Annotated in this window: 20 protein-coding genes; 1 reads left to right on the plus strand and 19 read right to left on the minus strand. The window is 46.5% G+C overall.

Annotation, left to right across the window (positions count from 1 at the left end; all coding sequences use genetic code 11):
- Window position 1: 1 nt before the first annotated feature.
- The 13 genes from murC to ACXAFM_RS04575 form a co-directional block, all read right to left on the minus strand.
- Window positions 2-1,447: a UDP-N-acetylmuramate--L-alanine ligase gene (gene murC, locus ACXAFM_RS04515; RefSeq protein WP_474827296.1), complete on the minus strand. Its 1,446-nt coding sequence runs from the start codon at window positions 1,445-1,447 to the stop codon at window positions 2-4.
- Window positions 1,447-2,577: an undecaprenyldiphospho-muramoylpentapeptide beta-N-acetylglucosaminyltransferase gene (murG, locus tag ACXAFM_RS04520; RefSeq protein ID WP_474827298.1), complete on the minus strand. Its 1,131-nt coding sequence runs from the start codon at window positions 2,575-2,577 to the stop codon at window positions 1,447-1,449. The genes murC and murG overlap by 1 nt, the downstream gene beginning before the upstream one ends.
- On the minus strand, window positions 2,570-3,994 hold the full coding sequence (ftsW, locus tag ACXAFM_RS04525) for a cell division protein FtsW (RefSeq protein ID WP_474827300.1): 1,425 nt from the start codon (window positions 3,992-3,994) through the stop codon (window positions 2,570-2,572). The genes murG and ftsW overlap by 8 nt, the downstream gene beginning before the upstream one ends.
- A complete protein-coding gene (gene murD / locus ACXAFM_RS04530) occupies window positions 3,991-5,535 on the minus strand; it encodes a UDP-N-acetylmuramoyl-L-alanine--D-glutamate ligase (protein ID WP_474827302.1) in 1,545 nt (514 codons plus the stop codon). Before murD ends, ftsW begins: the two co-directional genes overlap by 4 nt.
- Window positions 5,536-5,556: 21 nt before the next feature.
- Entirely contained in the window at window positions 5,557-6,639 is a 1,083-nt protein-coding gene (gene mraY / locus ACXAFM_RS04535; protein ID WP_014950432.1) for a phospho-N-acetylmuramoyl-pentapeptide-transferase, read from the minus strand.
- Entirely contained in the window at window positions 6,633-8,042 is a 1,410-nt protein-coding gene (locus ACXAFM_RS04540; protein WP_474833548.1) for a UDP-N-acetylmuramoyl-tripeptide--D-alanyl-D-alanine ligase, read from the minus strand. The genes mraY and ACXAFM_RS04540 overlap by 7 nt, the downstream gene beginning before the upstream one ends.
- Window positions 8,039-9,604: a UDP-N-acetylmuramoyl-L-alanyl-D-glutamate--2,6-diaminopimelate ligase gene (locus tag ACXAFM_RS04545; RefSeq protein ID WP_474833551.1), complete on the minus strand. Its 1,566-nt coding sequence runs from the start codon at window positions 9,602-9,604 to the stop codon at window positions 8,039-8,041. Before ACXAFM_RS04545 ends, ACXAFM_RS04540 begins: the two co-directional genes overlap by 4 nt.
- Entirely contained in the window at window positions 9,594-11,369 is a 1,776-nt protein-coding gene (locus tag ACXAFM_RS04550) for a peptidoglycan D,D-transpeptidase FtsI family protein (RefSeq protein WP_474833554.1), read from the minus strand. Before ACXAFM_RS04550 ends, ACXAFM_RS04545 begins: the two co-directional genes overlap by 11 nt.
- A complete protein-coding gene (ftsL, locus tag ACXAFM_RS04555; RefSeq protein ID WP_118492788.1) occupies window positions 11,366-11,701 on the minus strand; it encodes a cell division protein FtsL in 336 nt (111 codons plus the stop codon). The genes ACXAFM_RS04550 and ftsL overlap by 4 nt, the downstream gene beginning before the upstream one ends.
- Window positions 11,698-12,639, minus strand: coding sequence for a 16S rRNA (cytosine(1402)-N(4))-methyltransferase RsmH (rsmH, locus tag ACXAFM_RS04560; RefSeq protein WP_474833556.1), 942 nt, complete (start codon window positions 12,637-12,639; stop codon window positions 11,698-11,700). The genes ftsL and rsmH overlap by 4 nt, the downstream gene beginning before the upstream one ends.
- Window positions 12,636-13,094 (minus strand): division/cell wall cluster transcriptional repressor MraZ, encoded by a 459-nt coding sequence (gene mraZ / locus ACXAFM_RS04565; RefSeq protein WP_012519465.1) that lies wholly within the window; start codon window positions 13,092-13,094, stop codon window positions 12,636-12,638. Before mraZ ends, rsmH begins: the two co-directional genes overlap by 4 nt.
- A gap of 424 nt (window positions 13,095-13,518) precedes the next feature.
- The gene (locus ACXAFM_RS04570; RefSeq protein WP_474827312.1) at window positions 13,519-14,343 is read right to left on the minus strand and encodes a hypothetical protein; all 825 of its coding nucleotides are present in this window, start codon (window positions 14,341-14,343) and stop codon (window positions 13,519-13,521) included.
- A gap of 172 nt (window positions 14,344-14,515) precedes the next feature.
- Window positions 14,516-15,286: a SapC family protein gene (locus ACXAFM_RS04575; protein WP_474827314.1), complete on the minus strand. Its 771-nt coding sequence runs from the start codon at window positions 15,284-15,286 to the stop codon at window positions 14,516-14,518.
- A gap of 393 nt (window positions 15,287-15,679) precedes the next feature.
- On the opposite strand from ACXAFM_RS04575, the gene ACXAFM_RS04580 reads away from it, so the two are divergent.
- The gene (locus ACXAFM_RS04580; RefSeq protein ID WP_474827316.1) at window positions 15,680-16,906 is read left to right on the plus strand and encodes a dipeptidase; all 1,227 of its coding nucleotides are present in this window, start codon (window positions 15,680-15,682) and stop codon (window positions 16,904-16,906) included.
- A gap of 99 nt (window positions 16,907-17,005) precedes the next feature.
- Here the strand turns inward: ACXAFM_RS04580 and ACXAFM_RS04585 are convergent, their stop codons facing one another.
- The 6 genes from ACXAFM_RS04585 to ACXAFM_RS04610 form a co-directional block, all read right to left on the minus strand.
- A complete protein-coding gene (locus ACXAFM_RS04585) occupies window positions 17,006-20,299 on the minus strand; it encodes an efflux RND transporter permease subunit (protein ID WP_474827318.1) in 3,294 nt (1,097 codons plus the stop codon).
- Window positions 20,292-22,085, minus strand: coding sequence for an efflux RND transporter periplasmic adaptor subunit (locus tag ACXAFM_RS04590; protein WP_474827320.1), 1,794 nt, complete (start codon window positions 22,083-22,085; stop codon window positions 20,292-20,294). The genes ACXAFM_RS04585 and ACXAFM_RS04590 overlap by 8 nt, the downstream gene beginning before the upstream one ends.
- Before the next feature lie 5 nt (window positions 22,086-22,090).
- Window positions 22,091-23,536, minus strand: coding sequence for a TolC family protein (locus ACXAFM_RS04595; RefSeq protein WP_474827322.1), 1,446 nt, complete (start codon window positions 23,534-23,536; stop codon window positions 22,091-22,093).
- 189 nt (window positions 23,537-23,725) lie between these two features.
- Complete coding sequence (locus ACXAFM_RS04600) at window positions 23,726-24,280, minus strand: hypothetical protein (protein ID WP_474827324.1); 555 nt, start codon at window positions 24,278-24,280, stop codon at window positions 23,726-23,728.
- A gap of 147 nt (window positions 24,281-24,427) precedes the next feature.
- Window positions 24,428-25,516, minus strand: coding sequence for an alpha/beta hydrolase (locus ACXAFM_RS04605; RefSeq protein WP_474827326.1), 1,089 nt, complete (start codon window positions 25,514-25,516; stop codon window positions 24,428-24,430).
- Window positions 25,517-25,600: 84 nt separating this feature from the next.
- Complete coding sequence (locus ACXAFM_RS04610) at window positions 25,601-26,341, minus strand: glutathione peroxidase (RefSeq protein WP_039218689.1); 741 nt, start codon at window positions 26,339-26,341, stop codon at window positions 25,601-25,603.
- Between the last annotated feature and the right edge of the window lie 45 nt (window positions 26,342-26,386).

Here is a 26,386-nt window from a genome sequence, read left to right on the forward strand (position 1 = left end):
CTTATTCCCCTTCCTTAGCAAGTGTTGCAGGCTCTAACTCATGGCGTGCTAGAAGCTTGGCAATTTGTCCGATGTTACCGGCCCCCTGGGTCATGACGATGTCGCCATCTTGCATAATATTCGCCAAAATTCCTGGCAGCGCGTCTTTGTCACCCACGTATACAGGCTCTATTTGTCCTCGCTGACGAATAGATCGGCACAATGCTTTACTGTCAGCACCTTCAATGGGCTGTTCACTGGCGGCGTAAACATCTAGAAGCAACAGCGCATCAACGCTCGACAGTACTTCAACAAAGTCTTCGTAAAGGTCGCGGGTTCGCGTAAAGCGATGGGGCTGATAAACCATAACTAAGCGTTTATCAGGCCAGTTTGCCCGAGCCGCAGCGATAGTCGCTTTAACTTCCGTTGGGTGGTGACCATAGTCATCCACCAAACACACTTCACCTTTACTGGTAGTAAACGTACCTAGCTGCTCGAAACGACGGCCTATGCCGCCAAAGCTGGCTAGCGCGCGAATGATTGCATCGTCATCTACACCTTCATCCGTTGCTACAGCAATAGCAGCAAGGGCATTAAGCACGTTGTGGTTACCGGTGAGGTTCAACGTAATATCTAACGGTTCACGCTCTGGGCGTATAACGGTAAAACTCGCTTTACCAAATGACAGTGAGATATTCTCTGCACGATAGTCGTTATGAGATTCAAAGCCGTAGGTGAGAATGCTTCGGCCTATGCGAGGACGAATCTCTTGAATATTCGCATCGTCACCGCATACGATGGCCTGACCGTAAAACGGTAGGTTTGACAAAAACTCAACAAAGGTATCTTTTACTTTCGAGAAGTCTCCACCATAGGTATCCATATGGTCCGCTTCAATATTGGTCACAACCGATACCATTGGCTGCAAGTGAAGGAAGGACGCGTCACTCTCATCAGCCTCTGCTATAAGGTAGCGGCTTTTGCCTAAGCGAGCATTCGTACCGGCACTGTTTAGCAAGCCACCAATAACAAAGGTAGGGTCATACTCAGCTTCTGCGAAAATCGTCGAAATCAAACTGGTTGTAGTCGTTTTTCCATGGGTACCCGCTACTGCAATACCGTGGCGGAAGCGCATCAGTTCAGCAAGCATTTCTGCACGACGAATGATCGGAATGCGCTTTTCACGAGCTACGATAATTTCTGGGTTTTGCTCATTGATGGCGCTAGAAACCACAATAACGTCCATGCCTTCGACATTTTCCGCGCGATGACCTATTTTAACATCAGCACCTAATTCGCTTAAGCGCTGGGTCATTGGCCCTTCTTGAATGTCAGAGCCAGCAATAGCATAACCTTCGTTTAGTAATACTTCGGCAATACCACCCATACCGGCACCGCCGATACCAATAAAGAATATATTTTTAACCCGGCGCATTTGCGGGCTTTCAAATGGGGTTTTAAAAACCATTAGTCCCCTACTCCTACCACGCTTTTTACGTGGCTTACTACATTTTCCGTGGCATGAGTGCTTGCACATGTTTTTGCAACGCCCCCCATATTCAAGCAGTCTTCAGGGTGTTGTAACCACTGACGCACCGCCTGCCCTAAATTTTCTTTCAATACTGATTGAGCAATCATCAGTGCCGCATTTTGCTTCACTAACGACTGCGCATTTTTCGTTTGGTGATCGTCCACCGCAAAAGGTAGCGGTACGAAAATCGCTGCACGCCCCGCTGCTGCAACCTCGCTCACCGTAAGCGCACCGGCTCTACAGACAATAAAGTCGGCCCATTCATAGGCTGCGGCCATATCATCAATAAAATCACTGACATCAACTTTCGCCATATCAGCGCCTACGGATTTATAAGCTTGAACAACACTTTTACTGTTGCCTTTACCGCACTGGTGCTTTATTGACAATCCTTCTAATACACCGCATGTCTCAGGCACAGTTTTATTCAAAATCTGTGCACCTAAACTGCCGCCAACTACAAGCATATTTAAACCTTGCTTGTGCTCACTGGTGTTTTCAAAGGTGTTTGCACGAGCGTCTGCGTTAATGTCTACAGGTTTAGGTATCACCTGCCAAATTTCATCGCGAACAGGATTGCCAACAGTATGCACCTTATCTGCAACCCCTGAAAATTGTTCTTTAGCATCGTTGAAGCCAAGCAACACACGGCTTGCAAATTTACTGAGAAGCTTATTAGTCATGCCTGCCGCTGCATTTTGCTCATGCACTATCACAGGAATACCTAAGCTCTTCGCTGCAACGCCGCCAGGACCGCTCGCATAGCCGCCAAAACCAATAACAATATCCGGCTGTAGACGTTTTATAATTCGTCTTGCAGAAAATAAGCTTTTTACTAAAGCGACAGCACCTTGAATACGTGCAGACATACCTTTGCCACGAAGCCCTTTTACGGGAATAAAGTGAATAGGTATGTCGTGCTTAGGCACGACTTGCGCTTCCATTCGCTCGGCAGTGCCCAGCCAATGAATATCCCAGCCTTCATTTCGAAGCGCGTTAGCTACTGCAAGACCAGGAAAAACGTGTCCGCCTGTACCACCAGCCATAATTAAACAACGCTTAGCCATTATCAGCCTCCTGCGCTACGCGCGCGAGTATGGCTTTAATGCCGGCCTTGCCTTCATCTTCCGCACTTGATGTTTTGGCGCTAGGTTTAGCTTCAACCGTCGCTGTAGAAAAGCCTGATTCATCTGTATTGCTCTCTACACTCGCTTCATCATCATCATGTGCCGCTTTAGATTGAGACGCGCTTGTAGGAATAGGCTTTTTACGTCGGGCTTTGCTTTTGCCGGATTTGCTGTCTCCTCGGCCAATCGCCTGTACGCCATCAACGCGTAGTTCAAAATCGATACGAAGTAATATGGCTACCGCTACTGACATAATGATAAGTGACGAGCCACCGTAGCTAACCAACGGCAGTGTTAACCCTTTGGTTGGTAGGATGCCGGCACTTGCACCAATATTTACCGCGGTCTGGAAACTGAACCAAATGCCTATGCTGTAAGCCATGTATCCATCAAACGCTCGGCCTTTTTCAAGTGCCTTATTTCCAATACTCAGCGCACGCAACACCATCCACAAAATGAGGCCGAGTACCGCGAGTACGCCAACAAAGCCAAGCTCTTCTGCCAAAATAGCCATAACAAAGTCAGTATGTGCTTCAGGCAAAAACTCCAATTTTTGTAAGCTGTTACCCAGGCCTTGCCCAAACCAGTTGCCACGGCCATAGGCCATTAAAGACTGGGTAAGCTGATAACCTGCCCCAAATGGATCGGCCCAAGGGTCTAAGAAAGAGGTAACCCGTTTCATTCGGTATTCTTCGAACACGATAAGCGCTACAACCGCCAATATGCCTGCAAACACCAGTGCGAAGAACTGCCAAAGTCGTGCACCTGCTAAAAACAACAAGCCAATTGTAGTAGCAAACATCACAACGACGGTACCTAAGTCTGGCTGTAGCAGTAATAGCATCGCTAACGCAAAGAACACGACAAGGGGTTTAATAAATCCTTTTAGATTCTCGGTAACTTCTTCGTAACGGCGTACTAGATACCCTGCCAAATAGGCAAAGAAAAAGAGCTTAGCAGGTTCGGCAGCTTGAATGGTAATAGGCCCAATTGCCAACCAACGGGTACTCCCGTTTACTGTTCTTCCCACTACCAGTACTGCTAGCAATAGCGCGATGGCCGCAAGCAGAAGATAGGGATTGGTCATACGCCAAAACTGCATGGGCAAATTCAGCACTACCATAGCGGCAACGATCGCCCCAACAATGTAAATACCGTGGCGAATAGCAAAATAGAAGGGGTTGTCGTGCAGCCTATCGGCCACCGGCATCGACGCCGAGGTTACTATAACAACGCCGATGCTCATTAGCGCCAGCGCGATTAATATCAGCGTCACGTCATAGGGATGTTTAGCTGAAGGTTGGCCGTCGTGCTTCGCGGCAAATAACGCGCTAAGTTTAGTAGAGGCAGTCATCATGATGCGGCCCCCACAGCGCCGTTGTCTTCAACGTGTAAATTATGTAGGTCGTATACATCTTGTTTAAACACGTCACCGCGATGCATATAGTTCTTAAACATATCTAAACTTGCACACGCAGGCGAAAGCAGCACTACATCACCAGGGGCAGCAAGCCTTGTTGCTGCTTTTACGGCATCTTTCATGGTTGCCACACGAGTGGTATGCGCAAAACTTTTTTCAAAAAGGTGTGCATCTTTACCTAAGGCGAACACATGGGAAACGTGCTGCTCTAGATATGGTGTTAGGTTTGCCATATCCGCGCCTTTAGCATCACCACCGGCAATAAGGATCAGCTTCCCTTGTATAGTCGGGGCTAGCCCTTCAAGGGCCGCAACCGTTGCGCCAATGTTGGTTGCTTTGGAATCGTCGATATAGCGGACGTCGTCTACACGAGCTATTTCCACACACCGGTGTGGTGCAGATTTAAAGCTATGTAGGTGTTTAACCGCGAGTTCAGGCGAAACACCTAGCTGGAGGCAGATGCCTAATGCAGCCATAATATTTAGCACGTTATGCATGCCCGCTAAGTGAATATCGCTAAGGGCAATAAGCTTTTCGCCGTCAAACGTGATGCATAGACTTTGTGCGTCGTCACGAGCACTATCGTCACCGTCAAAAGCCGCAATCGCAAACCCTGTAGTCGACTCTCCCAGTCCATATTCAACAATATCTTTTGACGCTAGCGACTCTTCAATAGACGCGGCATTAGATTCGCCATCAGATACTGCATTAGATACGGCGTTTAATGCAACATTAGCCTTAGCATCAGCAATAATCTGCTCGTCTGGCGCTACAAACTCACCGTCTCGCCACACAATCGCAGATTTTGCGTTATCAAAAATGCGATGCTTGGCATCAATATAGGCTTCAAGGGTACCATGACGGTCTAGGTGGTCATCGGAAATATTAAGCACTGTGGCAGCTTCAAGTTCCAGGCTAGAGGTTGTTTCAAGCTGAAAACTTGATAGCTCCATCACCACTACATCTGCACCGCTTTCCAATGCTTCAAGCACAGGGCGGCCTACGTTACCCGCTTCAATGCTTTTTACGCCACAGCTTTTAAGCAGATGGTTCACTAATAAAGTAACCGTGGTTTTACCGTTAGAACCGGTTATACCTACTACGCGCTTAGCTGGCGCAGTGCTATTTTCAGGTGTATTTAGGCGGGCAAACAGCTCGACATCCCCAATAACCTCTACTCCGCAAGAATTTGCCAAGGCAACTTGTTCAATATTAGGGGCAAGACCCGGGCTTAACACCAAGGTGTCTACACCATCGAAGTAATCTTCGCTTAAGGCATGGCAAGTGACCTTCTCTGCCATAAAAGCTTGCATGCCAGAGTCGAGATCACCATCAAGATCAGCAGGTGAAGCAAAATTAGCACGTGTATCAAACGCTTTAACCGTTGCTTTCTTTTGCAACAAAAAGCGCACGCAAGCCTGACCTGTAACACCTAGGCCACCGACTACATAACTATGCTCACGTACGTTATACGACATTACGATTTATCTCTTTACCGCTTATCTAAGTTTGAGGGTAGCAAGACCCACCAATACCAAAATGATTGAAATGATCCAAAAACGCACGATAACCCGCGGCTCTGGCCAGCCCTTCAATTCATAGTGATGGTGAATAGGCGCCATGCGGAAAATTCGCTGACCACGCAATTTGTAAGAACCTACCTGAAGGATGACCGACAAGGTTTCCATAACAAAAACACCACCCATTATGATTAACACGAGTTCCTGACGCACTAGTACTGCAAGCACGCCTAATGTGCCGCCTAGTGCTAGTGAACCAACATCTCCCATAAACACTTGTGCTGGGTACGTGTTAAACCATAAGAAGCCTAAGCCAGCCCCGACCATGGCGGTACACACAATCACCAGTTCACTGGTGAGCGGAATATGAGGAATATTCAGGTATTCGGCAAAGTTCGCGTTGCCTGTCACATAGGCAAAAATGGCAAATGCGCCCGCGACTAGTATGGTTGGAACGATGGCGAGTCCATCCAACCCATCGGTAAGGTTTACCGCGTTACTTGTGCCTACAATGGCAAAGTAAGTAATGATGATGAAGAACGCCCCTAACTGCGGGAACACTTCTTTGAAGAAAGGCACCAGTAGCGAGGTTTCAGCGCTTATCGTTGCGCTGCTATATAGATAGAACGCAACCCCTAATGCAACTACCGATTGCCAGAAATATTTCCAACGGGCGATGAGCCCCTTAGAGTCTTTGCGGATCACTTTTCTGTAGTCGTCGACAAACCCAATAATACCGTAGGCCACAACCACGGTAAGGGTTACCAACACATAACGGTTAGTCAGGTCAGCCCAAAGCAGGCCGCTTACCACGATAGCCGCGAGTATGAGTAACCCGCCCATGGTAGGTGTGCCTGATTTTGATAAATGGCTTTGCGGGCCATCATCACGTACGGTTTGACCAATTTGCATACGTTGCAAATAGCGAATCATCTTAGGGCCAATAAGAATGGCAATAAGTAACGCGGTCAGCGTGCTTAAAATTGCACGAAGGGTAAGGTATGAAAATACGTTAAACCCTGAATCGAATTGTGTCAGCCAGTCGGCTAGCCAAATTAACATGCTATTCGCTCCCGACGGCTATCGTGCTTTCCCAGCGCAGAGGCCTCTACCGCCTCTACCACACGCTCCATTTTGGAGCTGCGTGAACCTTTAACTAAAATTGAAATATCGCGCTGCTGCACTAACAAATCACTCTCCATTGCGGCCAACAAACTTTCAACATCGCTGAAATGGCCACCGTTCTCATTAAACACAGCACTTGCTGATTGACTCAAAACGCCCATGGTATACAGGTAATTAATTCCTTTTTGTTTAGCGTATTCCCCCACCTGCTCGTGGTAAAAACGCGCCTTTTCACCCAACTCTTTCATGTCGCCTAGAACAAGAACGCGAATGCCTGAAAAGCTACTTAGCGTATCAATTGCTGCATTAACAGACGCCACGTTGGCGTTGTAGGTATCATCTAAAAGGCGAACCTGTTCGGTAAGTTGTTTCACATTGAGACGCCCACTAACCTGCTTCATGGCAAGTAAACCATCTCGCACATTTTCTAACGTGGCTCCAACTTGTAACGTTAGCGCAGCAGCAACAAGGGCATTCCCTACATTGTGGATACCAGGTATTGTTAGCTGTATAGATATATCACCTTGCGGGCAAATCAAGTGAAATGCGGCGCAGCCATCTAATCCAATGGTGATATCTTCTGCTCTAAAGTCAGCGCCGTTTTTCTGCTGGGGCGAAAACGTTAGCGTTTTGGTCTGTTTAAGTTTGCCCTGCCAAAATTCAGCAAACTGACTATCAACATTGACTACCGCCACACCGTCACTGCCTAAGCCTTTAAAAATTTCGCTTTTGGCGCGCGCCACGCCTAGCAAGCTGCCAAAGCCTTCTAAGTGAGAAGCGGCGGCGTTTACGATAGTCGCTACGTCCGGCTTAACAAGGTTCGTGGTATAGGCTATTTCACCAATGTGATTTGCGCCTAACTCCATAACCGCGTATTCATGCTGAGGCTCTAGGCGTAAAAGGGTTAGCGGCACACCAATATCATTATTGAAGTTACCGTTTGTGGCTAATACATTGCCTCTTCGCGCCAAAATAGCGGCACACATTTCTTTTACGGTGGTTTTACCACTGCTTCCGGTGATGGCAATGGTTTTTGGTGCCACATGAGCTTTTACTGCTGCACCTAACAGGCCAAGTGCTTCTTTGGTATCTTCAACCATGATGACAGGTAACGAGGTTGCTACGTCTTCACTGGCAATAACCGCACTTGCTCCCGCTTTCTCTGCCGTTGAAACAAAATCATGGCCATTAAAATTCGGGCCTTTCAAGGCTAAGTAAACTGCGCCATCTTCAAGGGTGCGGGTATCTGTACTTACTGCAGACACTTCAACGTCTGCAGCGCCTTTTAATAATTTCCCATTAACCTTTTCGGCTATCCATGACAGCGTTGTTGTTATCATTTGCTGTACTCCTGTTGCAGTCGCGCCACAACTGCACGTTCGTTATAGTTAGTCTTTTTGTCATCGATAATTTGGTAATCTTCATGGCCTTTCCCGGCCACGATGATGATGTCGCTTTCATGCGCATGCTCAAGGCAATGACGAATAGCTTGCTCGCGATCGGGAATAGATACTGCCAGCTCACGGTTTTTCAAACCCGCAATGATATCCTCGGCGATAGATTCAGGGTTTTCACTGCGACTGTTATCTGTGGTGATAACAATAGCGTCAGCACCGGCTTCGGCAGCCTGCCCCATTAACGGTCGCTTGCCTTTGTCTCGGTCGCCACCGCAGCCAAACACACACCACACTTTACCTGTGGTATGGAATATTGCGCTTAACAGCACTTTCTCCAGAGCATCTGGCGTATGCGCGTAGTCCACCACTAGGTTCGCCGCACCCGTTACAGGGAAAACTTCCATTCGCCCGGGTACAGGCGTGATTGCATTTACCGCGTTAACCACGTCATCAAAACGCTCGCCTTCAGCGAGTAACGTACCTATAGCGCTAAGTACATTGCTGATATTGAACTTTCCAAATAGTGGCAGCGAAATAGCAGCGCTTCCCCACGAACTCACCAGTTCAAAGCTACATCCACCTGCATGATAAGAAGCATTTGTGGCGAAACAATGGCGACTTTGAGGATTGTTATGCTCTCGCATTAACTCACTTTCACCGCTTCCATCCAGACCACCTTCGTCTATTCCTGTCCAGATTCGTGTAATCGTCTTATCTGCTGCGCCATCCCACTTCTTACTTTCATCATCATTAGCGTTTAATACCACAGCCTTTAAACCTGGCTGCTGAAGCAGCAAGCGCTTGGCTTTGCCGTACTCTTCCATGGTGCCGTGGTAATCGAGATGATCTCGAGTAAGGTTGGTGAAAACAGCGATATCGGTTTTTACTGTACCAAGCCGCCCCTGAACCAATGCGTGAGAGCTTGCTTCAAAAGCCGTATGGCGCACTTCGCTTTGCACAAAGTCTGCCAACAAATATTGCATACGTATGGCATCGGGGGTGGTGTTTGCTGCAGGCGTGTTCGTCCACTGGGTTTCATCGCCCTCAAACACACTACTCCCTAAGGTTCCTATGCTTGCACTTCGTGTCCCCAAAGCATCCTTCAACTGGGTAAGCAATTGAACTGTAGAGGTTTTTCCGTTTGTCCCTGTTACCGCTACCGTGGTCATTTTCTGGGCTGGGTAGTCATAAAACGCAGCAGCCAATGCAGAGAGCATTTGTGGTAGTTCATATAGTGAAATGATGACGCTGTGGTCACGCATTTCCATTTGACCATGGGCACTACTGTCTTCAGTTTGCGCCAGAATTACACGGGCCCCTAAACTTATTGCCTGAGGTATAAAATCGCGACCATCACGTTCGTGGCCTTTAACTGCTACAAACGCTAAGCGCGTATTCACTTCTCGGCTGTCTAGCGTTAAACCTTCAATGCGGATATCTGGAGCATCTACACCAAATTTTGCTAACAAGGCTTTAATACTTTGAATAAAGGCACTAACTACCACTTTGACCTCCTTTCAATAAGCGACTTGACGTAACCTGCTTGTCATCGGGCGTAACGTTTAACATGTGCAGTGCACCACCCATAATCGATGAGAAGACAGGTGCAGCGGTATCCCCCGCGTGATACAAATCGCCGCCGGGTTCGTTGATCAACACAATAGTCACTAGTCTTGGGTCAGACACAGGTGCAATACCGGCAAAAATGTTCACGTACTCTTCACCGTAACCGCCGGCTACTGCTTTGCGGCTGGTACCTGTTTTGCCCGCTACCCGATAACCTGGAACTGCAGCTTTGGTTGCCGTGCCACCGCGCTGGGTTACGCTTTCCATCATTTGAACAATGGCTTTTGCGTTTTCTTCGCTGATCACCCGCTCTGATTGAGCTTGCCACGATGGTTGTTCTGGCGACTTGATTATATTGAGTGGTGTCTTTGTACCGCCGTTTGCCAAGGTAGCGTAAAGACGCCCCAACTGTGCCGTAGTTACAGAGATACCGTATCCAAACGACAATGTGGCTAACTCAAATTCAGACCAGCGACTACGCTCGTGGAAAATACCACTGCTCTCGCCTGCCATGTTCAGCCCGGTATCGCTCATTAAGCCCATGTTGTAGTAGGTATCAAGCAGGAACTGTTTAGGCACAGACAACGCCAGTTTAGATGTGCCCATGTTCGAGGAATGCTGAATGATTTCTTCTAACGTTAGTTCTCCATAGTTGCGTGAGTCTTTTACTAGACTGCCGCCCAAACGCATCCAACCTGGGTGGGTGTTTACTGAATCTTCAGGCTCAACTTCACCGAATTCTAATGCAGTAAGCACTGCCAGTGGCTTCAATGCTGAACCCGGCTCGAATGCATCGGTAATAACTCGGTTACGCATTCGATGTGCAGATAATTTACTTCTATCGTTCGGATTAAATGAAGGCGCGTTAACCATAGCTAATACGTCACCGCTTTTTACATCGATAACGATGGCGGAAGCCGAACTTGATTGGTAATAAATCATGGCTTCTTTAATTTCTTTGTAAGCAAGTGCTTGAATGCGCTGATCGATAGTCAACTGCAGGTCGCCGGCTTTTTCACCAGATTTAGTTTCTAAGATTTCTACCTGACGGCCTTTCGCATCACGGCGTATTTTACGAGAGCCCGGCGTGCCCGTTAGCCACTCGTCATACATGCGCTCTAAGCCTTCAACACCTGTGTCATCCACATCGGTAACACCGATTAACTGTGCTGACACCTCACCCGTAGGATAGTAGCGGCGGCTTTCACGACGAAGATAAATGCCTGGAATGTCCAGTTTATCAACGTATTCTGCCATAGCGGGCGACACCTGACGCTGCAAATAAACAAAGCGGCGTTTAGGGTTTGCCACTTTTTCTTTCAATTCATTTACGTCTTGGCGCAGTACATCTGCCAGCGCTTCCCAGCGGCGTTCTTCCTCGAAACCGTTATTTTCATGGATAATTTTTGGGTCTGCATAGATGGCGCGAACAGGAACACTTACCGCCAGTTCAACACCGTTTCTGTCGGTGATCAAACCGCGATAAGTTGGCATGTCTCGGGTTCTAAGCGTGCGGTTGTCGCCTTGTTGAATAAGCTCATCAGGTTCGATAACTTGAATGTAAGCTGCGCGTGCGGCTAACACGCCAAAAACCAACATGATTACAATAAGCACAACCACAAAACGCCAGTGTACCAAGCTTGGCGTTACATTTTGTTTTGCGCCTGTCTTTTTGCGCTTACGAGAAAGGGCTGATGTACTCATTTTAGCCTCACCACTACTTCATCGTCTGCAGTAGCGCGGTACATTTCCAACTGCTTCTCAACCAGGTTTTCTATGCGGTTATGCTCGGTCAGCGCACGTTGCTCAAGCACCAGGTTACGCCACTCAACATCAAGCTCATCTTTCTCTTGCATAAGGTCTTCAAGGGCAATGACTTGCTGCCTATTGTGATGACTACTAAGGGTCACAGCCATAGCACTTGTGATAACCATTAAATACAACAAAACCCGCAACTTGTTGCGGGTCAAATCTGAAACAATAATGAGCAGTAATTTGAAATTAGTGCTGGCCTTGTCTGGTATGGCTTTGGTCATAACTTTTCTGCCACACGTAATACCGAACTGCGAGAGCGAACGTTGTTCGCAATCTCCTGTTCTGAAGGTTTTATTGCTTTACCCAGAGCTTTAAGCACTTTATCGGCATCTATTTCAGCTTGGGTTATCGGTAAATTGTGCGGTACAACTTTCCCTTTACTTTGATCCTTAATAAAGCGCTTTACCAAGCGGTCTTCTAACGAGTGAAATGAAATAACGGCTAATCGACCTTCTTTTGCTAACACTTGTGTGGCAGCTTTAAGACCCACGCGAAGTTGCTCTAGCTCAGCATTGATATAAATGCGAATACCTTGAAATGCGCGGGTTGCAGGGTGCTTGAATTTATCTTTTACAGGTACGGCTTCATCAATGATTTTGGCAAGCTGTGCAGTACGCGAAATAGGTGTATCTTTACGTGTGTTAACAATAGCGTGAGCAATGCGCTTGCCGAACTTCTCTTCGCCAAACTCTTTAATAACCTGTGTAATGTCTTGCTCTTCTGCGCTAGCCAACCAATCGGCAGCACTTTGTCCACGAGAGGTGTCCATACGCATGTCGAGTGGGCCGTCACGTAAAAAGCTAAAGCCACGCTCTGCATCGTCAAGTTGTGGTGAAGATACGCCTAGGTCCATGAGTACACCGTCAATCTTGCCGGTTAGCCCTAGCGCTTCGATTTCTTCAGCCATATCACCAAATGGTGAGTGGATAATGCTAAAACGCTTATCATCAGCGAAGCGTTCAGCCGCTTTAATCGCTTGCGGATCACGGTCAAAGGCGATGAGTCGCCCGTGTTCACCTAGAGCCTTCAAAATATGCGCTGAATGCCCACCACGGCCGAAAGTAGCGTCAATGTAAATACCATCTGGTTTAATCGCCAGCGCTTCAATGCATTCGTCAAGCAATACTGAAATATGTTTAAATTCGCTAGGCTGCGTCATAGAGAAAAGTCCTGTAATCGTTCGGTAAGTTCAAATTCGCCTTTGCGTTCGGTGTCTATATCAGCTTCAACTTGTTGTGCCCAAATATCGGCATCCCAAATTTCGAATTTGTTTAACTGACCAACTAACATGACTTCTTTTGAGAGTTTTGCGAAACTTCGCAGCGGAGTAGGAACAAGAATGCGCCCGCTTTTATCCATCTCACCTTCTGAAGCATAACCTAGTAGCAATCGCTGCAAGCGACGCTCGGCTGGGATCATGCTTGAAAGTTTAGAGAGTTTTAGCTCAATCTCTTCCCATTCGGGAAGTGGGTAAAGCAGCAAACAACTTTGTTGTGTATCGACTGTGCAGACCAGTTGTCCCTGACAATCATCCAGCAGCGACTGACGATACTTCGTCGGTATAGCCAGTCTGCCTTTTGTATCCAGATTGATTGCGTTAGCGCCGCGGAACATTCCCCTAGCCTTTTATTATTTGCTCTTGGTTTTCTTGTTTTTTGAGTACTAATCTGCAAAGTGATGATGATTTGATCCACAATTCGCCACATTTACCCACTGAGATACAGTTTAGGTACCAATGATCCCCACTGTCAAGTAGAAAAAAGGCGTGAAAGCCGCATAAACACTGGGATTAAACTGGTTGGATATACAGTATCTTTAGGAAGTGTATGATTAGGCGCGTAAAAAAGATTAAAAAATATTCAGGTGGGTAAAATTAAACTTAAAATTTATCGATGAATGGCTGTTTTTATCTAAATTAAACACGTTGGTTAAGTTAAAAGCAGTGTCTAGGAATAAACGCAAAAAATGAACTACCAACCGAAACTGATAGTTCATTATTAACAATTGCTAGCTATCGATAGTTGATGGCTGAGTTACCTTAAAAACGGTAAGAAGCTGTAAGCGACGCAACGTCGCTTTCGATATCGCTATCAATATCTGTTTCATAGCTTGCCGATACAGAGAATTGTTCATTCACCCAGTAATCTAAAGCAACCCCTGCTGTTTTTAAGTTGTCAAAGCCATCTGGCGCATTGGTATAGCTATAGCTGCCTTGAACACTTAAACCTGGGCTAAAGAAGTAACGCGCACTTCCAGATAATACATCAACATCATCGGCAATGTATTGAGCAGTGAAGTCCCAACCGGTCCCCCCATTGCCTACTGTGGTATAGCGAGTGAAAACTAGAGGTGAAGTTTCATTCTCGCTTTCGCTGTAACTTTCTCCACCGGCATTAAAGTCGTACGTGGCACGCTGATAGATGACACCTGCGCCTATTTGCCATTGGCGTGATAAGTTAAACCCTACTTTTAAATCGATATTGGTGTAATCCTCATCGCCAAAGTCGTCGTCAAATTTACTATGGGCACCTTCAATGGCTAGCATCCACGTATCGTCGAAATAAAAGGTGCTACCTAAGTTAAACACATCGATACCGTCTAAATTAGCGTACCCACCAGACAAACTTGATACACGCTGAAGATATGGGTTAATTAAGTAGGCGCCGCTGTTACCACTCACCTCGTCAAGGTAGCGCACATATCTAGCACCGTAGAGGTTGTCATCCAGCCCCTCAAAATCAACGGTGGTTACTTGTACTTCGTTTTGTGTCGCTGCATGCGCTGCTGATACTGCAAATACTGAAGCCGTAATAAGTGATAGTGCAGTTAGCGTTGTTGAAAGTTTATTAGATTTGATGTTCATGTCTTTTGTCCTTAAAAATGTGTTGGGAACGACGTGTGAAACCATTACGCATAAGATAAGGCATTAAAACTTAACGGTTTCTGAACGAAACATGACGAAGTCTGAACGTGAATTTTAGGTACAAAAAAACCCGCAACTTTGCGGGCTTTTAAACTTCAAAATGAGGGAGCGATTACGCGTTTGGCGCCGCTTCAGATGCTGCTTCTTCTGCTTTAACCGCAGAAAGCTGCATGCTGCGAATTGGGTTTTCTGTGTCGTTAGAAAGCTCAACAAGGCGGTTTAGCTGACCCACTGACATCATTACCGCATAAATTGCACCTAGGAAGCCTTGCTTGTGTAGCTCAAGCACCTGCTCTTCTGGCAGCTCAAGAAGCTTCTTCTCGTTGATGCTCATCATGCCGGTAACATTGCGCTGTTTACCATCTTGGTAAGTAAGGCGAATTTGAATTGGATCAAGAAGGTCCAGTTCAACGACTTTCGCAACAAAACGCTGAGTTAGCATTTCGCTATTCGCAAGGTCTGCTAGGAATTTCTGACGGTTATCTAGGAACTCGCTTGCTTCACCCGCTTCAGTGAATAGCGCTTGGCCTTCGTCAGAAATAAGTTCAGAGTTTTCATCAATGTAAACGCCAAGCTTGTCGCCGTCTGGACGCACGTCGAATGGATAGCGAAGGATGTTCATTGGAACGTGAGGGCCTTTCCAGCTGTCGCCAGTTAGAAAAAGGTTTTGACCTTGTTCCATACCAAGCATAGTCACAACGTGGTGACGCTTTGATGTAGTGTCTTCAATGAACACTAGCGGCATTGTCGCAGCTAGTTGTGCAAATTCACGGATCGTTGCTGCTGCAAGGTGTGTATTTTTCGCAAAGCTGAAAGATGTATTTACCGCAACCTTTAGGTCTTTATGCTTTTCTTTATCTAGCGGTACAAAATTAATAGCCATATTTATTTCTCATACTTGTTAGCTGTGGCCCCGGCTTGATTATGTGAGAAGAGCGGGTGCCACTAAAAAATTACGTCGGCCGCGCTGATGCATAGTAGTCATCGATAATTGGCGGAGCGCTTGGGAGTATCCCGTATTCGCGCAATGAAGTCACGCAGTCTTCACCATAACAAGTTTTAAATTTTTATTGCAATGTAAACTTGAAGTAAACAAGCACAAGCGCTCTAAAAATGAGCAATATCGACTAATTTAGGGGTTCACGAGATCAATCTGAGGTTAATGCGTAGCAAGTAAAAGCCTATTGTCGCGGTGTGCATTATCCTTTAGTCTCGTATTGCTATTAAGTTAGCGATTGTTGACCTAAGCGACAAAAAAACAAAATAAGGATTTTCTATGAAGGGGCGCTTCCCACTCTCATCTTGCGCAATACTTATCTCTGCGCTTTTTGCTTCACACTCTTCTCTTGCTAAGAGCTCAACTTATTCAGCATCTGAAAAAGCTATCACGATCGCACAAGAAACCATTATTGTAGATGGTCACATCGACGTTCCCTATCGCGTAAAGGAAAAGTGGGTGGATGTTACTAAAGCCACTGAAGGTGGAGACTTTGACTACCCTCGCGCAGTTTCTGGTGGCCTGAACGCCCCCTTTATGAGTATTTATGTACCTGCCAGCTTGGACAATTCGCCTGAATCTACCCAACTTGCCCATGAGCTCATCGATTCAGTAGAAGCCATTGTTGCCCGCGCCCCGGATAAATTTGCCATTGCTAAAAGCCCTTCTGATGTAAAAGCCCAATTTGAAAAGGGGCTAATTTCACTGCCAATGGGTATGGAAAATGGTTCTCCTATTCAAGGTGACTTAGCAAATTTAACGGCTTTTTACGAGCGCGGCATTCGCTATATTACCCTTGCTCATAGTCAAGCCAACCACATCTCTGACTCTTCGTATGATCTGCGTAGAAAATGGAAAGGCTTAAGCCCGTTTGGTAAAACCCTAGTGGGCGAAATGAATAATATAGGTATCATGTTAGATATTTCTCATGTTTCTGATGACGCTTTTTATCAGGTTATCGAGCTAACAAAGGTACCAGTTATAGCATCGCACTCTTCACTGCGCCGATTTACACCTGGCTTTGAGCGCAACATGGACGACGAGATGATCAAAAAACTCGGCGAAAATGGCGGTGTAATTATGATTAACTTTGGTTCAAGTTTTGTGTCTAAAGAAGCGGGCAAATGGCGTAGTGGCCTTACTGCAGCGCGCAAAGCCTTGGTTGAAAAAGAAGGCGAAGACAGCCCTAAGTTAGAGAACTTTGAAGAGAATTATCGCAAAGAAATGCCTTACCCTTATTCAACCCTTGATGAAGTGCTTGACCATATCGATCACGTGGTAAAACTGATTGGTGTTGATCACGTGGGTATTGGTTCAGACTATGACGGTGTAGGTGACTCTTTACCCATTGGACTTAAAGACGTAGCGAGTTTTCCAAACTTAGTACAAGGATTGCTGGATAGAGGTTATAGCCGTACCGACATTGAAAAGATATTGAGCGGAAACCTTTTGCGCGTTTGGCAACAAGTGGAAGATTATGCGGAAAAGCACGCGGAAGAGCATTAATCGGGCAACACTTTAAAAATGAAGCGTAGGGAAGCGTGTTATCGCTTCCCCATGCTTTATCTAGTCTATTGCACTTTCAATCTTGCACTTTCAACTCCATTATTTCTTGCATGACACAATTAAGTAAAACGCGCTTGGTAATACCAACAGCGTTAATACCAGTGCACTCGCCATACCGCCTACCATAGGCGCCGCAATTCGCTGCATCACCTCACTTCCGGTTCCAGTGGCATAAAGCACAGGCAACAAGCCAACAATAATAGAAAGCGATGTCATCATAACAGGGCGAAGCCTTGCCGAGGCGGCATGGACAATAGCCTTTTTCACAAGCTCATCTTTTTTGGTGTTGCCACTTTCTGTTGCGTGCTTAGTAAGTGCTTCTGATACATATTGGTTTAGATAGACCAGCATGATAACGCCTATTTCTACCGCTACACCTGCTAAGGCAATAAACCCTACGCCTACCGCCACCGATAGATTAAAATTAAGAAGATAGAGCAACCACACACTGCCCACCAGCGCCAAAGGTAGGGTAGCAAGTATGAGCGCCACATCGCGAAGGCGTTTAAATGCCAGATAAAGCAAAAGGCAGATAATGGCTAATGTTAGCGGTATAACCACCGACAGTTTTGCTTTCGCGCGCTCAAGGTAAGCAAACTGCCCCGCCCACGTAATGGAGTATCCAGTCGGTAAATCTAAATGGTCTGACAAATAGCTTTTCGCGCTATCTACATAGCCCCCTAAGTCAACGCCCGTGGCTGAGTTTGACGATATATCAACATACACCCACCCATTTAGTCGGGCATTTTCGCTTTTAATTCCGGCTGGTCCGTCGTCAATACGCACAGTTGCCACATCGCCAAGAGTAATGTGAACACCGCTTGGCGTAACGAAAGGCATGGATGCTAAAGATTCAGGCGTATCGCGGTAGTGCTGTAAAAAACGCATGGCGATAGGAAAACGCTCACGCCCTTCCACTGACTGTGTAACTACTTTGCCGCCCACTGCCGAAGCTAGAATGCTGTGAACATCGTCTATCGTCATGCCGTAACGCGCCGCCAACTGCCTGTCGATATCGATATAAACATAACGACCACCAACCACCCGCTCAGCATATACAGATGCTGTGTTGGGCAGGTCTTTAAGCAGTGTCTCTATATCCTTTCCAATGGCTTCAATACCTGCTAAGTCAGGCCCCGCAATCTTGATCCCAACAGGTGTTTTTATCCCGGTTGCCAACATGTCGATACGGGTTTTAATTGGCATGACCCACGCATTGGTCAGCCCAGGAAATTGCACCAGAGCGTTAAGCTCTTCTTTGAGCTTTTCAGTGGTCATGCCCGCCCTCCACTGCGCTTTCGGTTTAAGCTGAATGAAGGTTTCAATCATCGTCAATGGTGCAGGGTCTGTGGCCGTATCTGCGCGTCCAATTTTTCCGAATACCGTTTCAACCTCGGGCAAGGTTGCAATAAGCTTGTCCGTCTGCTGTAAAAGCTCTCTGGCTTTACCCACTGAAATACCCGGATAGGTAGTAGGCATATACATCAAATCGCCTTCGTCCAGTTCGGGCATAAATTCACTACCTAGTTGGCTTAACGGCCAGTACATGGAAAGCAACAAGCAAAATGCTCCCAACAAGGTGCTCCGTGGGTAGTTAAGCAACCGCGTCAGCAATGGTTGATATACGCGCTTTAAAGCTCTATTTACCGGGTTCTGGGCTTCAGATCGTATTTTTCCGCGTACAAAATAACCCGCCAGCACAGGAACTAAAGTAATTGCCAGCGCCGCAGCTGCTGCCATGGCATAGGTTTTGGTAAAGGCAAGAGGCGCAAAAAGACGCCCTTCTTGCGCTTCCAATGCAAAAACAGGAATAAAGGATACGGTTATAATTAGGAGCGCAAAGAATAAAGCTGGGCCAACTTCGGTGGTCGACTTAATCACCAGTTCCCAACGTTTGGCTGCCGAAAGCTTTGCAGATGTTGGCGCAGAGGCTGGTATAGATGTTCGCGCTTGGGCACTCCCTGCCCCCACCTGACTTGCTACCCCCCTTTGACTTGCTACCCCCCTTTGACTTGCTGAATCCCTTTGACTCGCTGAGGCTCCCTGACTTGATGAAACAGCATGCTGATGAATGTGCTTGTGTAAATTTTCAACCACAACAATAGCGCCATCCACCATTGCACCAATAGCGATAGCAATGCCACCTAAAGACATGATGTTGGCATTAAGTCCCTGCAGCTTCATTACGATAAAGGCGGCGAGAATACCAATAGGCAAACTGATTAGCGCAACCATTGATGAACGTATGTGAAACAAGAAAATAGCGCATACCAAACCAACAACCAGCAATTCCTCAACTAGCTTATTGGTGAGGGTATCGACGGACTTATCAATAAGGGTAGAGCGATCGTAAACGGGGACTATCTTCACCCCTTCCGGCAAGCTCGCTTTTAATGAATCCAGCTTAGCTTTAACCGCATCGATAGTGGCTTTAGCGTTTTCGCCATAGCGCATAACTATAATGCCACCTACGGTTTCGCCATTCCCGTTTAGTTCAGCAATACCGCGGCGCATCAACGGGCTTTCTACCACTTGTGCTACATCATTAATCGTTATGCTAACGCCGTCTTTGATAACGCCTGTGGGCAACGCCAGTATGTCATCAATGTCCTGAATATAGCTTTGCGCGCTAACCATGTACTCTGCCTCGGCCATTTCAATAACCGAAGCGCCTGACGCGCGGTTACCCCGTTTAAGGGCAATTTCTATCATGGATGGCTGGATGTTATAGGCACGTAATTTTTGAGGGTCGACAATAACTTGGTATTGTTTAACCATCCCTCCAACAGACGCAACTTCAGATACGCCTTCAACTGACTGTAGCTCAAACTTCAAGAACCAGTCTTGCAACGCCCTTAACTCACCAGCATCCAGCGCATTTGGCTGACTAGCATCGTTTTCCAACGCATAAATGTAAACCCAACCTACCCCTGTCGCATCTGGACCTAGCTGGGGTGTCACGCCTTCTGGAAGTTGCGAAGACGCCTGGCTTAGGTATTCCAGAACGCGGCTTCGAGCCCAGTACATGTCTGTATCGTCATCAAAGATTATATATACGTAGGCATCGCCGAAGAATGAATACCCTCGCACCGTCTGTGCGCCAGGCACTGACATTAGCGCAGAGGTGAGAGGAAACGTCACCTGATCTTCCACCACTTGCGGTGACTGACCGGGATAGTTTACTTTCACTATAACTTGGACATCAGATAAATCAGGGATAGCATCAACGGGGGTGTTTTTCACCGCCCAAACACCCGCAATACTGAGCATAATAGCGCTCAGCAATACCAGTATTCTATTGTTTACCGACCAGCGAATTACAGATTTAATCATGGTGCATATGCTCCTTATGATTTATCGATTTTTGTTCTGCCGACTTATGCTCTATTGATTTATGCTCCATAGATTTATGAGCCATTGACTTACGAACCGTGGACTCATGAGCATCGCTTTGCTCTCCGTCGCCCTTCCGCTCGCCCGCATTATGATTATGATTGCTGTGACCTGAGTCATGCACCATGTCATTGTCCATTGCATGTTCACTGTGCTTTCGCATATCAATAACCGTGAATTCTTCGCCAGTTACAAAGGTGAACATGATGTCGTCACCTTCACTAAACTGAGATAAGTCAATATGCTTTGATACCGCAAATGACATTGTCGCAGGTCCCCGTCCCCATTTTTCAATCGGCCCGCGAGCGATCACTAACCTTGCGTTATTCGAAGCGCCATTCGTTTCGGCGTCAGCTGGCAATTCAATTGCCTCAATAGTACCTGTTGTCGTGGCCTGGTGATCGGGCGCTTTCATTCGCTCAAAGTCACTGCTTTTCGACGACTCTGAATCAATCAAAAATTGCGCTGATACCACAACATCATCCTCTGGCAGCAAGCCTTCGACGACTTCAAAATGTGTACTATCGCTTTGCCCCAGTGCTACGCGTACTGACTTAAAGTTGCCATCGCCATCACTGAGTACCACTTTTGCGCCCTCAGCCGTGCGAATAACGGCACTACGAGGAACCAGTAACGCCGCTTTACGTTGAGTAGGCTTTATTCCAACGTGGGCAAACATATTAGGCTTTAACGTGTGGTTGCTATTGTTTAGCGGTATGCGCACTTTCAGGGTTCGGGTTGTTTCTGACAAAGACGGATAAATATACTCTATGTGACTTTCCCATTTAGCACCTGACCCATGGGTCATTTCATCAAGGGTAACCACAGCGCTATTATGAGGCGCTATGATTTGCGCGTATTTTTCAGGTACCTCAGCAATCACCCACACCGTATCTAGCTGTGCGATGCTCATCAAGGTTGTCCCGGGCTGAACGTAAAATCCTTCCCTGATATTCAGCGCTTCTACCACACCGCTTTGCGGCGCGTTAAATGTGACGGTTTGTGTTACTCGTCTAGTTTTTTGCAATGCTTCAATAACGCTCTTTGATAGCCCCAGAGTTCTTAGGCGCTCGGCTGCGCCATCAATTAAACGTGCGTCTCCTCGCTTAATAGCTAAAACGTATTCTTCTTGTGCGCTAACTAATTCTGGCGAATACAGGGTATAAAGTGCCTGTCCTTTTTCTACTTGCTCACCTTGAGATTTAATGAAAAGCCTGTCGACCCAACCTGATACTCTAGGGTGGATGTGCACAATGCAATCTTCATCGTAAGCAACGTTGCCCACCGCCGTTACGGTCTGTTGAAGTGTTCCAATGGTAACGGGCGCGACTTTAACACCTATATTGTGCTGTATATTTGGCGCAATCATTACGGTACCAGGCGTACGCTCATTACTTTTCGCAGATGTTGCTTCGTCAGTGGCGTATACTGGCACCAAGTCCATTCCCATCGGTGACTTTCCCGGTTTGTCACGGCGATAGCTTTCATCCATAGGCGCTACCCAATATAAAGGGGCTTTATTGCCTGCTTCGTCGCTTTGGGCACTTTTCTCGCTGTGGGCACTGACTCCGCTGTGGGCACTTTCACCATTTCCGTGTTTTGATGAATCAGACAACAATAGTGAGGCCAAGCCGAACGCTAACAGGCCGCCAAATAGCAGACCTACTAGCAAACCTTTTATTAGCGTGCTTTTTGTATCTGGAGCAGGGTTAGTTGAAGATGTCATATTAACTACTCATTATTCGAAAAATGGGCGTGAGTGGGCAGGTACAAATAAGCAAGTGACGCCAATGTTCTGGCGCGCTCGATGTCGATTTTAAGTAAATCATCCTGTACCTGTACTTGCTTGAGGTTGGCATTGACAACATCACCGATATCACCGGTGTCTGTGGTATAAGCTGCCAGTTCAGCTTCAGAAAGTTGCTGTGTTTCACCAATTAACGCCGTTTCATAAAGCGCTTTGCGCTCACTTAGCGCTGACAAGCGTGATTTAAGCACCTCTGCATTCGCGGCAAGCTCGTTCACTTTCAAGCGGAAATCCGTTTCAGACGCACTCATTTTGGAAGCCGCCGCGGCTATTGAAGCGTCTTGACGAGATTTGTTAAAAAACGGAAGGTCTACTTGAACACCCAATGACACAAAATCAGCTCGGCTTGCGCCATTTTGCGCGTCTTGTCTGTATCCATAACTTGCTTCAAATGCCCACTGAGACTTGGTTTGCTCTCGCGCTATGTTCACATTTTGCGCTTCTATCTGGGTCTGAATTTGAAGCAGCATAGCCTCAGGATGATGCTGTAGAATTGAAAAAGGCTCACTGCTCTCAATAACCGTTAAGAACGAAGAAAGGCTGAGGTTGCTGTCGTTTAAGATAGCATCGAGCTCGATACGCTTTGGATAAGAAAGCGTTGATTCTTGCGTTGATTGAGCCAGCGGTGCGCTTACAGAGTCATCTAGCGGTATGATTACAGAAGCATCTAGCGGCGCACCGAACCATTTTGAAAGTGCAGATCTCGCTTCATTTTTTTGCTGGTAGGCCTGCACATATTTGTCGTCTAAAGACAACAATGCCAAGCGCACTTGCAGTATGTCTTGCTGCGCCGCTGCACCAACGCCTTGACTGTATCTGGAGTCAGTAAAATCGAGAAGCTGTGTTAGCAATGATTTCTCTTTGTCTAGTAAGTCAAGGCGATGCGTTGCATAAACCCAGTCTAACCAAGTAAGCGTGACTTCACGTTTAAGCCACGCCTTTCTAGCTTGATTCTGCACCGACATTTGGTCAGCCATAACCTGATACTTTTGCTGGCTGTAAAGGTTTTCATTGCCTCGCGGTAACTGCTGCTTCAGCCCAACTTTAAATTGCGTCATAGGCTCTTGGTCAAATGCGAAGCCATCGGTAGGCAAGTTTTGTACAGACGCCGAAATCTGAGGGCTTGTCCAGTATGATGACGCCTCAGCTTCTGCATTAAAGCTATTCTTGCGATGCACATTCCCTTTAAGCAAAGGGTCGTGTTGAATTGCTAACTGCAGCGCTTGTTCTAAGCTCAGCGGTTGTGCCTTAGAAGGCTTGATAAATAGGAAAAAAGAAGTAAGCACGAAAAATACGATAAACACTGTGCTCGCGCTACAGGGCCTATCAGCGCTAACGCCCTCTTTATTAGATACCAAATAAATGCTCATGGATAACATCACTTTTCAAGGGTAATGCGTGTTGAATTCGCTTGCTTTTCGTTGCCTTTGAAAAAGGAAGTTAACAAAAAAACGTTCCACGCGTTACAGAGATAAAAAGGTAAGAGGCACTTTAAATCGAAGTAAGGACTTCGTTAGATAAAATACAGCTCCTATGCGAAACAAATCCGCAAGATAGATCTATGCTGTGAAAAGCGATTTAGGTGGGCGAAACTGCCCAAAATGAAGGGTTTTGCACTGCCCTAAAACAGGTGCAGTGGCCGCCATTCTCGCCACCGATATTTCGGTCTCGAAAGTAGGCTGAATAAGCGCACCAGCGCTAAGATTAAAACAGTGGTCGGATGGACAACTACATTCATCCTTGCAGCAAGACATATCGCTCATCTGCGTTGCTTTCACGGTATTCACGCCTGCACCGCTGACGTGGACGCCATTGACTTGGGCAGGCTCGCTCATGTTGTGTTTAGCACTTAAATCCGCATGTTGTGATGACAACTCATGTTGCTGACAATGTGTATTAGCAGACTCAGGTGATTGAACTTGATGATTAGCATGAGGTGAATCCGACTGCGGTGTCATCACCGACATTGAATGGGCATGTTCGTATGAATGTTCAATAGATACAGCGCTGCCTGACGACACAAGGGACATCATTAAAAACAGTGTAAGAACCCACGAACTTGCGTTCGTCGATTTATACCCTTTAAGCGCTAAACCAAACCGAAACTTTCTCAAAGACTGTACTCAGAAAAGTGCTATTTATTCACACAATGCAACGAAATAATAGCGTGATGTCACCGACCAGTAAAGCCAGCTGTTAATGTCGCTAAGCCAGGGCCGGTTGATCTAGTTGTACACCAAAGGTCAACAGGTCCCAGTAATTTATTTAAACTGCGACAAATAATCTTTCAACATCAAGTCCATGGTCGAGAACAATGGGTTTGCTTTAGGTACCGCGCACTCTTCTTGCTGATTAACCATGCTTGCGTTGAAATTCATTTTATTGAGCAAGCTTGTATTCACAACTAAATCTGCATGGCACAATCCGTACGATTCATCGATAACGAAAAAGGTATTTGGACCTTTACTTGCTTCCATTAACTGCTCTATTCCTAGAATTGGCGTAGTTACATCAGCTTTAGAATGAGCGGCAAACAGGGGCACTTCCACCTGCTGCCCTTCTTCAACTTTGTCGCGAATAGTGTTAATTAAGTCCATCAATTCCAACCCAGCTAAACCCGCCACGTTAGGGTATTTGTAAGGATTAGGGCCATGGGTTTGATAACTTCCATCAATCACTCGTGCTAAAAGTTTAATGCCCCAAATTCGAGACATACTTTCAGCGTTGTCAGATAACGCCAGCGCACCAGAAAATAACATTAAACCGTCGATGTTGTTTACATCATTACTAGCTTCATCAAGATAGTGCTCTACCGCTAATGCCCCCCCCGTAGAAAAACCGCCAACAAGTAGAGTGTCACCCATGCTATCGGCTAAGTCGATAACTTCATCGACGTGTGCCTGCCAGCGTTCAGCTAAATCCCAGTCAGACATGTCATCATCGGCATCTCGTTTACCATGCCCAGGCAAAAGCGGCACGACTACAGTAAAACCCTGTTCAAATAAGATGTTGGCGATTTCACGCATGAAGAAAGGTGAGTCGCTTAAACCATGGATAAGTACTGCCACTTTGCTGCTTGATTTGTTGGTCAGCATGAAAGGTGAGTTTCCTTCATTACGCAATACGTTACTGCAAACAGAAAAGCGATTGAGTGCTGTTTCTCTACACGGCTGGGTTTGCCCCCATTCTTTTTCATAAAATGCTTTGAACTGATTTTGCAGATCTGAAAAACTTCTGCTTTTCATTTCGCTTGTATCGGGTATCGACACATTTGCAGCTATCGCCATATTTGCACCTAAAAGCGCAACAATACCTATGAGCATTTTTACAAAAAACTTCGATGACACCATTATTCTCCGCTACGGATAATTAATAAAAAACGGGAGCAGTTTACCATGCTCCCGTTTCTTGTGACGATTAATACGTATATTACGTTAGCTAAAGTAAACCTCTAGGTCGTCAGAACCACCAATGTGCTTACCGCCAATGAACACTTGCGGCACGGTTTCACGACCGCTAATCGCCGTTAAGCTGGTTAGAGAGGCATCTTTGCCCAACACGATTTCTTCGTACTCGTAACCTTTTTCATCAAGCAGTTTTTTCGCTTTAGCACAGAAAGGACAACCCGGTTTTGTGATAATAGAAACAGGTGCGTTAGTTTGCTCTTCTGGCGCAATGTAAGCCAGCATGGTATCTGCATCTGACACTTCAAACGGGTCGCCGGCAACATCAGGCTCAATAAACATTTTGTCTACCACGCCGTCTTTCACTAGCATTGAATAACGCCAGCTTCTTTTGCCAAAGCCTAGGTCCGCTTTATCTACCAGCATACCCATGCCGTCGGTGAATTCACCGTTGCCGTCTGGAATGACTGTAATGTTCGCGGCTTCCTGATCTGCGGCCCATGCGTTCATCACGAAAGTATCGTTTACCGATACACAAACAATGTCATCAATGCCATGTTTCGCAAACTTTTTTGCTAACGCATTATAACGCGGCAAATGCGTGGACGAGCAAGTTGGTGTAAATGCACCTGGCAAAGAGAATACCACTACATTTTTGCCAGAAAATAATTCATCTGTCGTTTTCGTTACCCATGCATCTCCTTCTCGACATGGAAATGACACGCTTGGTACTTTTTGGCCTTCTTTGGAAGTGAAGCGACTTTCTGACATAACAACCTCTTACCGATGATTCTGATGTTAATCTATGTATAGAAC

This window comes from Alteromonas sp. ABD4_190, from assembly GCF_056160105.1.

Bases quoted from the DNA above. Each gene is read 5' to 3' on its own strand.
- murC (WP_474827296.1), bottom strand. From the start codon at position 1,447: ATGGTTTTTAAAACCCCATTTGAAAGCCCGCAAATGCGCCGGGTTAAA.
- murG (WP_474827298.1), bottom strand. From the start codon at position 2,577: ATGGCTAAGCGTTGTTTAATTATGGCTGGTGGTACAGGCGGACACGTT.
- ftsW (WP_474827300.1), bottom strand. From the start codon at position 3,994: ATGATGACTGCCTCTACTAAACTTAGCGCGTTATTTGCCGCGAAGCAC.
- murD (WP_474827302.1), bottom strand. From the start codon at position 5,535: ATGTCGTATAACGTACGTGAGCATAGTTATGTAGTCGGTGGCCTAGGT.
- mraY (WP_014950432.1), bottom strand. From the start codon at position 6,639: ATGTTAATTTGGCTAGCCGACTGGCTGACACAATTCGATTCAGGGTTT.
- ACXAFM_RS04540 (WP_474833548.1), bottom strand. From the start codon at position 8,042: ATGATAACAACAACGCTGTCATGGATAGCCGAAAAGGTTAATGGGAAA.
- ACXAFM_RS04550 (WP_474833554.1), bottom strand. From the start codon at position 11,369: ATGAGTACATCAGCCCTTTCTCGTAAGCGCAAAAAGACAGGCGCAAAA.
- ftsL (WP_118492788.1), bottom strand. From the start codon at position 11,701: ATGACCAAAGCCATACCAGACAAGGCCAGCACTAATTTCAAATTACTG.
- rsmH (WP_474833556.1), bottom strand. From the start codon at position 12,639: ATGACGCAGCCTAGCGAATTTAAACATATTTCAGTATTGCTTGACGAA.
- mraZ (WP_012519465.1), bottom strand. From the start codon at position 13,094: ATGTTCCGCGGCGCTAACGCAATCAATCTGGATACAAAAGGCAGACTG.
- ACXAFM_RS04570 (WP_474827312.1), bottom strand. From the start codon at position 14,343: ATGAACATCAAATCTAATAAACTTTCAACAACGCTAACTGCACTATCA.
- ACXAFM_RS04575 (WP_474827314.1), bottom strand. From the start codon at position 15,286: ATGGCTATTAATTTTGTACCGCTAGATAAAGAAAAGCATAAAGACCTA.
- ACXAFM_RS04580 (WP_474827316.1), top strand. From the start codon at position 15,680: ATGAAGGGGCGCTTCCCACTCTCATCTTGCGCAATACTTATCTCTGCG.
- ACXAFM_RS04585 (WP_474827318.1), bottom strand. From the start codon at position 20,299: ATGATTAAATCTGTAATTCGCTGGTCGGTAAACAATAGAATACTGGTA.
- ACXAFM_RS04590 (WP_474827320.1), bottom strand. From the start codon at position 22,085: ATGACATCTTCAACTAACCCTGCTCCAGATACAAAAAGCACGCTAATA.
- ACXAFM_RS04595 (WP_474827322.1), bottom strand. From the start codon at position 23,536: ATGAGCATTTATTTGGTATCTAATAAAGAGGGCGTTAGCGCTGATAGG.
- ACXAFM_RS04605 (WP_474827326.1), bottom strand. From the start codon at position 25,516: ATGGTGTCATCGAAGTTTTTTGTAAAAATGCTCATAGGTATTGTTGCG.
- ACXAFM_RS04610 (WP_039218689.1), bottom strand. From the start codon at position 26,341: ATGTCAGAAAGTCGCTTCACTTCCAAAGAAGGCCAAAAAGTACCAAGC.